Source organism: Sedimentisphaera salicampi (assembly GCF_002117005.1).
Classification (GTDB): domain Bacteria; phylum Planctomycetota; class Phycisphaerae; order Sedimentisphaerales; family Sedimentisphaeraceae; genus Sedimentisphaera; species Sedimentisphaera salicampi.
The window spans coordinates 2,034,309-2,048,423 of sequence record NZ_CP021023.1 but is presented as its reverse complement, the minus strand read 5'-3'; the positions used below and the strand labels follow the sequence as shown (position 1 = coordinate 2,048,423).

General features: G+C 48.4%; 9 protein-coding genes. 6 read left to right on the top strand and 3 right to left on the bottom strand.

Going from position 1 to position 14,115, the window contains the following annotated elements; all coding sequences use genetic code 11:
* Positions 1–6 precede the first annotated feature (6 nt).
* From lpxB to truA, 5 genes are all read left to right on the top strand, one after another.
* Positions 7–1,134, top strand: a complete 1,128-nt coding sequence (gene lpxB / locus STSP1_RS07715; protein ID WP_161491675.1) for a lipid-A-disaccharide synthase — start codon at positions 7–9, stop codon at positions 1,132–1,134.
* A gap of 297 nt (positions 1,135–1,431) precedes the next feature.
* On the top strand, positions 1,432–3,180 hold the full coding sequence (locus tag STSP1_RS07710; protein ID WP_161491674.1) for a PASTA domain-containing protein: 1,749 nt from the start codon (positions 1,432–1,434) through the stop codon (positions 3,178–3,180).
* A gap of 466 nt (positions 3,181–3,646) precedes the next feature.
* Positions 3,647–4,627 (top strand): IS110 family RNA-guided transposase, encoded by a 981-nt coding sequence (locus STSP1_RS07705; RefSeq protein WP_085755802.1) that lies wholly within the window; start codon positions 3,647–3,649, stop codon positions 4,625–4,627.
* Positions 4,628–5,031: 404 nt separating this feature from the next.
* Positions 5,032–6,330, top strand: coding sequence for a pyridoxal phosphate-dependent aminotransferase (locus STSP1_RS07700; protein WP_085755801.1), 1,299 nt, complete (start codon positions 5,032–5,034; stop codon positions 6,328–6,330).
* A gap of 10 nt (positions 6,331–6,340) precedes the next feature.
* On the top strand, positions 6,341–7,081 hold the full coding sequence (truA, locus tag STSP1_RS07695; RefSeq protein WP_085755800.1) for a tRNA pseudouridine(38-40) synthase TruA: 741 nt from the start codon (positions 6,341–6,343) through the stop codon (positions 7,079–7,081).
* Between the two features lie 37 nt (positions 7,082–7,118).
* Here truA and STSP1_RS07690 read toward each other — a convergent pair whose 3' ends face one another.
* Together STSP1_RS07690 and murC are read right to left on the bottom strand one after the other, a co-directional pair.
* On the bottom strand, positions 7,119–8,831 hold the full coding sequence (locus tag STSP1_RS07690) for an ABC transporter ATP-binding protein (protein WP_085755799.1): 1,713 nt from the start codon (positions 8,829–8,831) through the stop codon (positions 7,119–7,121).
* Positions 8,832–8,842: 11 nt separating this feature from the next.
* Positions 8,843–10,267, bottom strand: coding sequence for a UDP-N-acetylmuramate--L-alanine ligase (murC, locus tag STSP1_RS07685; RefSeq protein ID WP_085755798.1), 1,425 nt, complete (start codon positions 10,265–10,267; stop codon positions 8,843–8,845).
* Between the two features lie 231 nt (positions 10,268–10,498).
* Between murC and STSP1_RS07680 the strand changes: the two genes are divergently transcribed.
* On the top strand, positions 10,499–11,374 hold the full coding sequence (locus tag STSP1_RS07680; RefSeq protein WP_085755797.1) for a type II secretion system protein: 876 nt from the start codon (positions 10,499–10,501) through the stop codon (positions 11,372–11,374).
* Between the two features lie 462 nt (positions 11,375–11,836).
* Here the strand turns inward: STSP1_RS07680 and STSP1_RS07675 are convergent, their stop codons facing one another.
* Positions 11,837–13,954 carry a glutamine synthetase III family protein gene (locus STSP1_RS07675; RefSeq protein WP_085755796.1) on the bottom strand — a complete coding sequence of 706 codons (2,118 nt, stop codon included), beginning with the start codon at positions 13,952–13,954 and terminating at the stop codon, positions 11,837–11,839.
* Positions 13,955–14,115: the final 161 nt, after the last annotated feature.

Here is a 14,115-nt window from a genome sequence, read left to right as displayed (position 1 = left end):
GAAAATATGAAGCGGAAGATATTTATAAGTGCTATGGAGCCAAGCGCAGAGAAACACTGCGCAGAGCTCATTCAGTCCGCTAATGCCAAAAACAGCTCGCTTGAATTTGCTGGCTTCGGGGGCGAGAAGATGGCCTCAGCGGGCTGCGAAATCCTTGAGGACACCGTATCTCGGGCAGCGATGATATACAACGTGCTAAGCCAGCTCGGCTGCTACAAAAAACTCATTAGCGATGCAAAGCGGTATCTCCGTGAAAACAAAATAGACCTTGTGGTTGTATGCGATTCGCCCGCCTTCAATTTCCATATTGCCAAGGCTGCTAAGAAGCTGGGCATTCCCGTTATGTTTTACGTTGCCCCCCAGCTCTGGGCATGGGCTCCATGGCGGATAAGGAAGCTGAGAAAGTGCTGCGATAAGCTCTGCTGCATACTCCCCTTCGAAGAGCAGTGGTTCAAGGCCAGAGGCGTGGATGCGGAATTCGTGGGCAATCCGCTCTTTGATGAGCTGGATATCCACCCGAAGGAAAATATAAAGACATACGAAAACTACCGCCCCGAATCTGCCAAAATCTGCCTCCTCCCGGGTTCACGCAGGGCAGAGATTGAAACGCTCTGGAAGCCTATGCAGGAGACAGCCCTGAAGCTCTGGCAGAAATTTCCCGAGGCCGAGTTTGCTGCTGTGGGGAATAATCAATCACGAATCGATATGCTCAGGGCGGAGCAAATTGAGGGATTTGAATGCAGATATGAGATTGATTCGGTAATTCGAACCTGCCTTGACAGCGATCTGTGCCTCTGTGCGAGCGGGAGCGCATCGCTTCAGGCTGCGGCAGCAGGCTGCCCGATGGTGATTATGTATCAGTCCAGTCCGGTGGTGTGGAATCTTGCCGGCAGGTTTATAGTTCGGCTCAAACACCTTTCCCTGCCAAACATTATTGCCGGCAAGGAGCTTGTTCCAGAGTTTATGCCCTATTTCAAATCCGCCGAGCCAATCGCAGAAGCAGCGGGAAACCTGCTTGAAAATCCTGAAAAGCTCAAGTCAATAAGCAAAGAACTTACCAGCCTGACAAACCGGATGACCGAAATAGAATCCAGAAACAAAACAGCTGAAATTATGATCTCTATGCTGAGTTAGCTTTGTTTCGAATCAGCTTTATCTGCCTCTTGTTTCTGCCTGTGCAATCCTCTCAAAACACTGTGCGCTGAAGGGGTGAATAATTAACGCCTTCGGGGGTGTGCGACAATTTTTCTGGGCAAAATGCAAATCATCATGCTGCAATGCTTTGCAGAATTTTTTGCTGTTTATTTGCTTAGCCAGTCCGCCTGCTGCGGAGAACCCGCTAAAGATTTTTTAAAAATTAACTTGAAATTAACTTTTTTGCTGGTAAATTTTGAAGATGAAGAAGATTTTAATTTATCAGGAGTTTTTAAAATGAGATTTCCAAAGGTGTTACTGAGCGTTTTCCTGTGTATTTCAATAGCGTGCAGTTCTTTTGCAGGTTCAATCCTTGATGTAAGCCCTTCAAATGCCGTAAAGGGAGAAGCCGCAATAATTTCGCTTGATTGCGACGGCACATCTTTCACTGCCGATCCTGTTCAGGGTGTGTGGCTGTTTAAAGGTTCTCAGCTGATAAAAGCTGAAAGCTATACGGTATTAGGCGATAAGCAGTTAGAAGCGGAGCTTGATGTCTCCGGCGGCGTAAGTGTTGGCCTTTGGACAGTAGTTATTAGTTCTGAAAGCGGCGTGCTTTATCTTGAAGATTCCTTCTTGGTTTACACCCCTGATCTAAGCGATGACGGAGTAGTTGATGCCCTAGATTTCAGTCTTTTTGCAAAGCATTTCCTCGAAGTAATGCCCGGCTATACCCTCGTACCTGATCTTGAGAATCTCCCGCTTACAGAAGCGGAGCAGCAGATAATTGATGCAGGGCTAACTTCCAGCGCTGCTGCAGAAGAGTACAGCGATACCGTTGCCGAAGGCAATGTGATCACCCAGAATCCCTTAGCCGGAGAGGTGCTTCCTGAAGGTGCAGTGGTTGCTCTAACAGTTTCAAAAGGGCCTGAGCTTTCAGAGGTGCCGGATTTGGTCTCCCTTAATCAAACTGATGCGGAAAATACAATCGCTGCCGCTGGGCTTAGTGTTGGTGATGTAACAGAAGACTACAGCGACAACATCGCTGCTGGCCTTGTGATAAGCCAATCGCCATTGGCAGGTGAGAGCATAGCTGTTGGTTCTGCTGTTGATTTCGTTGTTTCTTTAGGTGTGGAGATGGTAACAGTGCCGGAGATATCCGGCCTTGAGCAGTCTCAGGCGGAGGCGGCTATAATTTCCGCCGGTTTAACTGTAGGCTCTGTAACTGAAGAGCACAGCTCAACTGTAGCAGAGGGGCTTGTTATCAGCCAATCGCCATTGGCAGGAGAGAGCATAGCTGTTGGTTCTGCTGTTGATTTTGTTGTTTCGCTTGGCGAGCAGCCAGACCCTACCGGAATGACATGGGTCTATATTGATGATCCCGGAGTAAGCGGCCATGGTGGCTTTACCAGCTATATGAGCAAGTATGAGACGACCAACGCCCAGTACTGCCAATACCTCAACGAAGCCCTTGCATCAGGCGATGTTCAAATATCCGGAGGGGAAGTTTACGGGGCCAGCGGGGATTATTCAGGGGAGATTTACTACGATATGGATGATTCCGATGCTCAGATATCCTACTCAGACGGCTCTTTCTATGTTGAAACCCGAGACGGGTATGACATGAGCGACCATCCTGTAGGGGAGGTAAGCTGGTACGGCGCTAAGGCTTTCGCCGCCTATTACGGCTACAGGCTCCCCACAGAGTGGGAGTGGCAGGCGGCGGCAGACTACGACGGCTCATACACCTACGGCTGCGGAACGAGCATAGACCACAGCAAGGCAAATTATGACGATGCAAACCCGCTCGGCCTATCAGGCCGGCCATGTATAACCCCGGTCGGCTATTACCCAGCCTTCGGCTACGGCCTGTGCGATATGGCGGGAAATGTTTACGAGTGGACAAACTCTATCTACAGCGGAAGCGATCGTGTTCTCCGCGGCGGCTGCTGGGGCCGCAGTGGCTACGTCTGCTCCGTCTCGTACCGGAACTACTACTACCCGTACCGCCCTATCAGCAGCCACGGGTTTCGGGTAGTTCGTCCGTAGTCTCTGGATTTAACACTTTGCACTTTTTTCTTTTACCCTTCGTCCGAGCGAAGCGAGGACTGAAATTTAAAAATACCGCAGGAATTGATCATTATTCAGGATCAGTTCTAAGACAGGATTAACAGCCCCGAACCGCACAGGCTTCGGGGCAAAATTTTGCCTTTAAATATCTATCCTGTGAATCTTGTAAATCCTGTCAAAAAAATCCTCCCCTCTGTGCCCCTTGTATGATTAACTTGTATGATTAACTTTATGTTATTTGATGCTATAATAAGCTTAAGTTCTATGGTTCGGGTTTCTTGGTGCGGCAGCTGCCGCACCAAGAAACAGCAGCGGTGAGTTCGATTTGTGCTTTGGGATATATAAGCCCGTACGGAGTGTGATCCGCCGCTGCTATCTTCGTTAAAATCCGAACAGTCGCATGGGACATTATATAATGAGCCCGAATTGCAAGAAAGGATAAATTATGAAAAACATTATTGGCATTGATGTTTCAAAAGATCGTTTTGATGTTTATTGTAAAACTACTAAAGAGTACACTTCTTACAGTAGTGATGCTTCAGACATTGATAAGTTGGCTGAATACTGCCAAAAACAAGAACCAGAACTTGTTGTTATGGAGGCAACTGGCGGCTATGAGTTTAAGATGGCTTCTGTGCTTATGGCCAAAGGCTTACCTGTTTCAATTGTGAATCCAGGCAGGGTTAAAGAGTTTGCAAAATCTTTAGGTATCTTAGCCAAAACAGATAAGATTTGTGCCAGAAAAATATCTCTATTTGCAGAAGCCGTTAAACCAAGGCAGCATTCTCAAATTGACGAGCAAAGACGTGAAATAAAAGAACTTACAGTTCGAAGAGAGCAGCTCGTTAAGATGCGTACAGCAGAGAAAAACAGATTAGATAAGGCGTTTGAGAAGACAACTTTGAACAGTATTAAATCAACAATTGATTTTCTTGAAAGGCAAATTAATGACCTCGACAAGACTATCTCAGAGCTGATTGAAAAGGTGCCAAGGTTAAAGAAGAAAACTGAAATACTTACCAGCATACCGGGTGTAGGCGAGAAAACTGCATCAATGCTTGTTGCAGCTATGCCCGAGCTGGGAACGCTTAATCGCAGGCAGATCGCCATGCTTGTAGGGGTTGCTCCAATCAATAGAGACAGCGGTAAAATGAGGGGCAAAAGAGCTACGGGAGGCGGCAGAAAAGGTGTCAGGGATAAACTTTTTATGCCGGCTTTAACAATCGTAAGGTTCAATCCGGCATTGAAATGTTTCTATGAAAGACTTGTTGAAAAGGGAAAACCCAAGAAGGTTGCCCTTACCGCAACGATGAGAAAACTTGTGTGTATCATGAATACAATGCTGCAAAACGAAACCTTTTGGCAAAATAAATTGTTAAGAGGAGAGGCGGGGTTTGGGGCAGAGCCCCAAGAAAAATCTATTTAAATACTTGACTTTTAACACAGTCACTTGTGTGCCTCTGTGGTTAATATATATCTTTTCTCTCCGTACTGCTGTCCACTTATTCCGTCCCGCCTGCGGCGGGTCTCCATGCGTGGCTCGGTTTAAATATCTCGTTTTGTGAAATCGCTGCGTAATACTAAAGACAATCAGAGCCGCACGTGGAGTCCGCCGAAGGCGAAGAGCCTGTCCGCCGAAGGCGGACGGGAGCAAGCGGATAGATTCGGCTTTAAAGAGCTTTGCCCAAAAATATTGTCGCACGCCTTCGGGGAGTTTGTCCGCATTTGAGTTGATTAAAATAATCAATTAAATATCATAACAGGCTGAAGTGTAACAAACAGAGTCGGCATCGGGGCTTCTGCCCCCGAGCTTTTATTAAAGGTGATCAATTGAGAAGACATATAGTTCACGAAGGCGCAAGCCAGCTCACTTACGAGATCAGGGAGATTGTGGCAGTAGCCCATCAGCTTCAGGCTCTCGGCGTGGACATTACTTGGGAGAATATCGGCGATCCGATTGAGAAGGGCGAGTCTGTTCCCGGCTGGATAAAGGAGATTATCAAAGATCTCGTAAGCAGCGACTACACCTACGGCTATACAGACACGCAGGGGGCAATCGAAACGCGTGATTTTCTCGCTGAACAGGTGAATATCCGCGGGGGCTGCCAGATAACTGCAAACGATATTGCATTCTTCAACGGGCTTGGAGATGCGGTAGCGAAAGTTTTCGGCTTTCTCAAGAGGGAGGCGAGGGTGCTCGGCCCATCGCCGGCATATTCCACCCACTCCTCCGCAGAGGCTGCGCATTCAGGCTATGAGCACCTTACATACAAGCTCAATCCGGACAACAACTGGATTCCCGATCTCGAAGACATCGAAAATAAAGTGAAATACAACGACTCAATCGCCGGAATCCTCCTGATAAATCCGGACAACCCCACAGGCGCGGTGTATTCCCGTGAACTGCTTGAGGAGATTGTGGCTATCGCAAAGAAGAACAAGATTTTCATCGTCTGCGATGAGATATACGCCCATATAGTTTACAACGGGGCTGAAACGGTTCATCTCAGCGAGGTTATAGGCAATATTCCCGGGATAGCGCTTCGGGGAATCTCCAAGGAGTTCCCTTGGCCCGGCGCACGCTGCGGGTGGATTGAGGTTTTCAATCAGGATAAGTATCCCGAGTTTAAGAGCTATATCTCAAGCCTTATAAACGCAAAACGCCTTGAGGTATGCTCAACCAGCCTCCCGCAATACGCGATTCCGAAGGTAATCGGAGACCCAAGATACATCGACCACCTCACAAGACGCAAGAAGATGTTTGAAAAAAGGGCAAACGAGGCCTACGAATTCTTCAGCAAGGTAAAGGGCGTTAAGGTGAACAGGCCTCAGGGGGCATTTTATATGTCTGTGCTGTTTGAAGACGGAGCCCTGAACTGCTCGCAGAAGCTTGAGATAAAAGACCCCGAGGTGCGCAGATTCGTTGAGAATAAGGTGCAGAATGTACCGCCGGACAAGCGATTCGTTTACTACCTGCTCGGAGCGGCAGGGGTTTGCGTTGTACCGCTGACAGGATTCTGTTGCGGAAGGATGGGATTCAGAGTAACGCTTCTGGAATCCGACGAGAAAAAACGGCTTTGGACGTGGAAAACCATAGCCGAGAATATCGAAAAGTATCTTTCAAGCTGAGAGGCTTGGCTTGGATAAGAATATCAAAATGACCGTTGCCTACGACGGCAGCGCATACCACGGCTGGGCAAAGCAGAAGGATGCTGTGAGCGTGCAGCAGACTCTCGAGGAGGCGCTTGCAGCCCTCTTTGAGAGAAAGGTGAACGTTTGCGGAACAAGCAGGACTGATGCCGGCGTGCACGCCCTCGGGCAGGTGGCGAATATGGTAGTAGATACGCCGATACCGCTCGAGAATATCAAACGTGCAGTAAATAATATCCTGCCGGAAGATATCTGCATCACCGGCATTGAAGAGGTGCCGCTGGATTTCGATCCGATCGGCTCGCCTGTGAAAAAGCATTACCGATACTCAATCTACACCGGCAGGGATAAGCCCATTTTCAACTGGCGAACCCTCTGGCATTACCCCCGCCCCCTCAATACCGGCAAAATGGCCGAGGCCGCAAGGCTGATGGAAGGTACGAAGGACTACAAGTCTTTCGCCTCCGCCAAGGACTGCAGGACAGACAGCATCAGAACAATCTTCCAGTGCAGTGTGCGGGAAGAGACGGAGCTTGTGATTATCGATGTTGTGGGCAACAGGTTTATGTATAATATGGTGCGGAATATGGTGGGAACTCTCGTGGAGGTGGGCAGAGGAAGATGGAAGCCCGAGCAGATGGAAGAAATCTTCGCCGCCAAAGACCGCAAAGCCGCAGGACAGCTCGCCCCGCCAAACGGCCTATGCCTTGTAAAGATTTATTACGATTGAAAAATTTAGCGGGATTGAGTATGGGGCGGCGTTAATCTCACAGCACGTTCATTGTGTAGAAGCTGTGGTACTGGCCTTCTTGAGCGATGAGTTCTTCGTGGCTGCCTTCTTCGATTTTCCTGCCGTCTTTGAGCACAATAATCTTATCCGCATCCCGCACCGTAGAGAGCCGGTGCGCAATTACTATGGTGGTGCGGTCTTTGCTGAGAAGCTCCAGCGAACTTTGGATCAGCGCTTCGGATTCGGAATCGAGCGCGCTTGTGGCCTCATCGAAGATAAATATCGGCGGGTCTTTCAAAAACACCCTCGCAATCGACAGCCTCTGCTTCTGTCCGCCTGAGAGCTTTACGCCCCTCTCACCGACCATCGTATCAAATCCGTCCGGCAGGGACTGAATATATTTGAGGATATTTGCCTTTCTCGCTGCCTCTATGATTTCCTCTTCGGAGGCATCGAGCCTGCCGTACATTATATTCTCGCGTATCGTTGCATCAAAGAGGAATGCAGACTGCTGAACGATCCCGATATTCTCGCGGAGAAACTTTCGCTTGAGCTTCATTATATCCACCCCGTCGATTGTTATTCTGCCATTCTGAGGCTCATAAAATCTGGGCACAAGCGAAACGATGGTGGATTTTCCCGCCCCCGATTCACCTACCAGAGCGGCTGTTTTGTTTGCGGGGATGGTGAGGTCCAGGTCCTTGAGGACATAATTCTTGCCGTCGTAGCTGAAGGAGAGCCCCTCAAATTGAATATGCCCCTGAACATCTCTGAGCTCCACGGGATTATCGCAGTCAACGATATCCGGCTCGATCTCCATAATCTCAATGAATCGCTCGAAGCATGCAAAGCCCCTCTGAAGCTGCTCTGAAAAATTCACAAGCCTCTGAATGGGCTTCAGGATAAGGTGCACATACAGGATGAATGCTACAAGATCGCCGGCAGTAAGCTGGTCTGCCTTTATCAGAAACACGCCCACACAAATCACTACGAGAAAATAGGACTCAGTGAGGAATGTCATAAACGAGAAGAAAATGCTCATAATTCCATACATACGCTCCTTTGCGGTTTTGAAGCTGTAGTTTACAGAATGGAATTTTTCAATCTCTTCGGGCTCGTTGGCAAACGCCTTAACCTCCCTTATCCCCTGCACAGAATTTTCTACAGAGCTGTTTATATCGGCAATTTTCCGGCGAACCCGCCTGAAGCCCTTGCGCATCATCCCGCCGTACAGGATCCCCCAGGACACTATAACAATCAGCGGGATAAGAGCTGCTCCTGCAAGCACGGGATTAAAGCTGAACATCATAATAAATGCGCCGATAATCACGATCGCTGATATCAGCAGGTCTTCTGGTGCGTGGTGTGCGATTTCTGCTATCTGGTTGAGGTCGTTGGATATGCGGCTCATAATATGGCCGGTTTTTACGTTATCGAAATAATTGAAGCTGAGCTTCTGGATATGGCGGAAGATATCTGCACGCATATCCGTTTCCATGCGAACGCCCAGAATATGCCCCCACTTCACGCGGATGTAGGCGAGTATTGAGGCAGCGGTAACCATCGCAAACAGCACCGCCACACTGATACTGATAGCCCTCATATTCTCTTCGGGCAGATGGTCATTGAGAAGCCCTCTTGTTATTACAGGGATGAAAACGGTAATAGCAGAACCTATCACCGCCGCACCAAGGGAAAGAATCAGAAGGCCCTTGTGGGGTTTGTAGTATTGTATGAATTTCTTCAGCATTTATATTCTTGTCAGCTTCCTGTGCGAAGCCATTTGATGTAATCCTCTGCCACTTTCCAGATATCGCCTGCCCCCATGGTAATCACAACATCCCCGCTGTTTATATTTTCTTTGAGGTAGCTCAGTATGCCGGTGAACGAATCTATGAAAACCGCCTCGCTGCCTTTGTTTTTTATCTTTTCCACAAGATCCTGCGAACTAACCTGCTTGGTGCTCTCGAGAGTATCGCGGACGAAATATATCTCGGGAACTATCACGAGGTCTGAAAGCTCAAAGCTTTCGGCAAAATCGTCTATGAAGAATCTTGTTCTGCTGTACTGGTGGGGCTGGAAGACGCATACGATTCTCTGCGGTCGATACATTTGCCGAATTGCGGCAAGCGATGCTCTTATCTCGGTAGGGTGGTGGGCGTAGTCGTCTATGAGCTTGATGCCCTGCCTCTCAGCAAGCACCATAAGCCTGCGGTCTATCCCTTCGAAGAGCCCGGCAGTTCTGATAAGCCCCTCAGTCTCAACGCCCTGGCTGCCAAGGGCTGCTATTGCTGCCAGGCAGTTGTAAACGTTATGCACTCCGGGCAGCTCTATATGAATTCTGCCGGTAGGGTAGCCGTCGTAGCAGAGCTCAAAGCTGTATGTACCGTCCTCAAGCTTCAGACCGGATGCCTTATAATCAGCATTGGCTTCGATACCGTAGGTAATAATATCAGCGGGCTCCCTGCCGAAGGATCTCATACGTTCATAATAACTTTTCAGCAGAGGCTCATAATATTTATCGTCTGCGTTGAGCAGGATCTTGCCTCCCGGCTTAACCCCTGCAAGAAATTCGCTGAAGGCTCCGATAATATCATCGATATCACGGTAATAATCGAGATGGTCGAGGTCTATGTTGGTGATAACAGCGGTTTCAGGGCGGATGTTGATAAAGCTTCTGTCGTATTCGCAGGCCTCCACGATAAAATCGCTTCCCTTTCCAACTCCGCTCGAGCCTTCGAGCTGCTTGATATCCGCCCCAACGATATAGTTTGGCGAATAATCCAGACGAGAGAGCATAAATGCCGCCCAGCCGCTGGTGGAGCTTTTTCCGTGCGTGCCCGCAAATGCCAGGCCCTTATGCTGATCTACTATCTGCCCGAGCATCTGTGCGTATTTCAGAACGCGGAAGCCCTTTTCCTTTGCGTATTTCAGCTCGGGATTATCGCTTCCAACTGCCGCAGAAATTACAACCGCATCCATTTCTCCCGCAGCCTGAAGCCATTCCTTCATATGTCCGATCTTTATATCAGCGCCGAGGCTGTTGAGCTTTTCTATAACAAAACCGCCTTGCCGGTCTGAGCCGTAGATCTCTGCCCCGCTGCGCAGAAGCACCATTGCAAGGCCGCTCATTCCAATACCGCCAGCTCCGACAAAGTAATATTTTTTTCCTGCAAAGCTCTTCATACTTTCTCCATAGTTTTAAAGCCTGTTCAGAATGAAATTATAAACTAAAAACCCCGTTTCTTCCAGAGCGAAGCGGGAGATTGAACATAAAAAAACAAATACAATTAAGCTTTTTGCTCCCAAGAGAATCTGCCTAAGCCTGATAACTAAAAAAAAATAATTTCTCTGAAAAAAAACAGCAGCGAAATACATACTTTTATGAAGCTATGTTAATTATTTAAAGGAGATGTTATGAAAAATAAAGCATTTACGCTGATTGAGCTGTTAGTTGTGATCTCAATCATAGCCCTTTTGATGGCAATCTTGATGCCCGCTCTCGGCAAGGCGAGGGAGCAGGCAAAAATGACCGTTTGTATGTCTAATATGAAAGGGGCAGTAACCGCTGTTACAGCTTATCACGCAGACAATTATGACTACCCGCCTCACCCAACCTCAGGTGCAAGGCCGAATCTTCTTGCCCGAACCAAGGCCGATCAGGACACCATCCTCTACAACTACCTTAAAGGTTATGTGGATGATGTTACGCTGTTTAACTGCCCAGTTTCCGGCTTCGATAAAACTACCATTGCCATAACCGACGGCGGCGATACCTATACGTATCAGCAGGCTTACACGAACAAGGATAATGTAGTCTCTGATAACAATATAGACCTCAACTGCTCCTACGCCCTTTACTGGAACTTCAAATCTTACTACCAGAATTCAAGGAATGTAGAAAGCTTTATGGGGCCGGGGAAGAGATCTAAAGGCGATAACAAGCTTCTTATCAGCGATTATATGGGCTATTACGACCAGCTCAGACCAAACCAGAGCTGGGTCTGCTCGCATAAGTTTAACGGTTCAGCCGTGGCAAGGGCGAGCAATGATGCCGGCGTAGAAGACCCGCCATACCATGTGCTCAAAGACGCCAACCCATCAGATAATATTGAACAGGACAGAGACGGATTTACTGTGCCCAAAGACGGCCTCTTTGGGAAAACAGAGATCAACTGCGGATATATCGACGGCAGCGTGCTCAGATGCAAAGGCACTGACACCATCCAGATGATTGCTGCTGGGAAGCAGTGGTCTTGGCAGTTTATGCCCGATAAAGACCACTGGAAATAATCTTTCAAGGGGGAAAATTTATACAAAATTCTCAGGGCTGCCTAAAATCGGGCAGCCTTTTTATTTCGAATAAGGAAGGGAGAATGATTCCAGCCGTGCAGGGCATATATTAGTGGAGCTTCCTACTTTCACGCGGGCTCATATTAAATACGTCCCAATATAGTTGTTACTAAAGGAAGCTCCAAGCATAAGTATATAAGATTTACAAAAAAATCAAACAAATATACGAATATAGACAAAATAATTTCTGCATTTTTTAAGTAGCTGAATTATCAGGGACGCCTGTTATTTTAAGCATGGAAGCCGTTTCAGAGGTTTTTTTCTGCGTCATAATTTATCGAACATTTGAAATTTCTGCCCCGAATTCCCAAGGCATAAGCCGGCGCAAAGAGATGCCGGCGAGGGCAGCCCCGCCGGCCGGTAAATGTTTTAAGGTGCAATGCTAAGATGCTTTTGTCTTTTTTATCTCTTGAAGAGCATATCAGCGTATGTAGGCAGCGGCCAAATATCCGCATCCACCATACCTTCGATTTTGTCTGCGGCTTCTCTCAAGGCGGTCATTCCTGGAATCACCTTATCCCTGTAGCATTTGGCAGATTCAGCAGGTTCTTCAATATCCTTGGCCTCTGAACACGCAGTTTCAAGCTGAGAGATAGCGTTTGAGAGTTCGCTGATCGTATCGTTCAGCTCCACGAGCAGCTTTCTCTGAGACGTGGGCTCTATCCCTGCTGAGCTTACAGTATTCACGGAAGCCGCCACTTGGCTGGAATACTTAACGGCTGCCGGAAGAATCTCCCTCTTGGCCATATTCAAGGCAGCAAGCGCCTCAATATTCAGAAGGCTGGCATACTGCTCGTAAAGAATCTCCTGCCTTGCAGACAGCTCGGAGCTGTTGAGCACTTTCTGCCTTTCGAAAACGGAAATATTCTTTTCATCATCAAGACTTGCAAGCGCATCGACGGTGTTCTTCAGATTCGGCAGGCCTCTCTTTTCCGCTTCCTCCTCCCACTGGTCTGTGTAGTTGTCGCCGTTGAATACCACCTTCTCATGCTCTACAGCAAATTCATGCAGCATCTTCTGCACTTCTGCATTGAACGAATCAGCAGAGAATTTTTCGAATTTTTCGGCCATCTCTTCGAGCACATCAGCCACAATTGTATTCAGTACAAAGTTTGGCCCTGAAAGGCTCATCAGCGAGCCTGGCATACGGAATTCAAAGCGGTTTCCGGTGAAAGCAAACGGTGAGGTTCTGTTTCTGTCTGTGCAGTCCTGCGGGAGCTGCGGGAGAGTGGAAACGCCGAGCTTGAGCTGCCCCATCTCTTTGGATGAGCCCGGTCCGCCGGATTTTATCTGTTCGTATATCTCTGTGAGCTGCTCGCCGAGGAAGATGCTTATAATCGCTGGCGGGGCCTCATTAGCTCCGAGACGATGGTCGTTAGATGCGCTTGCTACTGATGTTCTCAGCAGGTCTGCGTATTTATCAACCGCCCTAATCACAGCAAAAAGGAACACGAGGAACTGCATATTCTCGTGAGGCGTATCGCCCGGGTTGAGCAGGTTGATTCCGTCGTCGGTGCTCAAAGACCAGTTGTTATGCTTGCCCGATCCGTTCAGGCCTGCGAATGGCTTCTCGTGGAGCAGGCATACAAAGCCGTGCTCCCTTGCCACCCTCTTGAGCGTTTCCATTGTAAGCTGGTTGTGGTCAACTGCCACATTAACCGAAGCGAATACCGGTGCAATCTCATACTGAGCCGGAGACACCTCGTTGTGCTGGGTTTTGGCGGTTATCCCGAGCTTCCACAGCTCACGGTTGAGACAGGCCATAAACGAGGCCACTCGTGATTCAATCTGTCCGAAGTAGTGGTCGTCGAGCTCTTGGCCTTTGGAAGGCGACTCACCGAAAAGAGTGCGCCCTGCAACAAGCAGATCGAGCCTTTTATCCACAAATTCCTTGTCAACGAGGAAGTATTCCTGTTCAGCGCCGAGAGTGGAATTAACCCTGCTGCTTGTGGTGTTGCCAAGGGCCTTGAGAACCCTTGTTGCCTGCTTGTCAACAGCTTCCATTGAGCGGAGCAGAGGGGTTTTCTTGTCGAGCACCTGCCCTGTATATGAAATAAAAGCGCAAGGGATAAACATTGTTACATTATCGCCGTCTTTCTTGCAGAATACCGGGCTTGTGCAGTCCCAGGCGGTGTAGCCGCGTGCCTCGAATGTTGCTCTGAGGCCTCCGCTGGGGAAGCTTGAGGCATCCGGTTCGCCCTGAATCAGCTCTTTGCCGCTGAATTCCATAATGATTCTTCCCTCCGGCGTAGGAGAGATAAACGAATCGTGCTTTTCTGCAGTAGCTCCGGTCATCGGCTGGAACCAGTGGCAGTAGTGGGTGGCGCCCAGCTCCACAGCCCAGTCCTTCATAGCACTTGCAATCACATCCGCTACCTGCACATCAAGCGGTTCGCCGAGTTCCACGGTTTTCTTGAATGCCTTGTAAACAGTCTTTGGAAGACGTTCACGCATTACCGCATCGTTAAACACATACGACCCGAACATCTCGCTTAAAGGTTTCTTGGCATCTTTACTCATATTTTACTGCTCCTGTAATCATTAAAATAAGTTTTTTTCTGTTTCTCACCAGCAGAAACAACTGCTGTGCCAAAAACGGCGAAAGCCGCTGAGGCATTCAAAATTCAGCGGGAAAAGATAATTTCAATCACCACCGCCGACTTACCGGAAGGCAGGTTAGC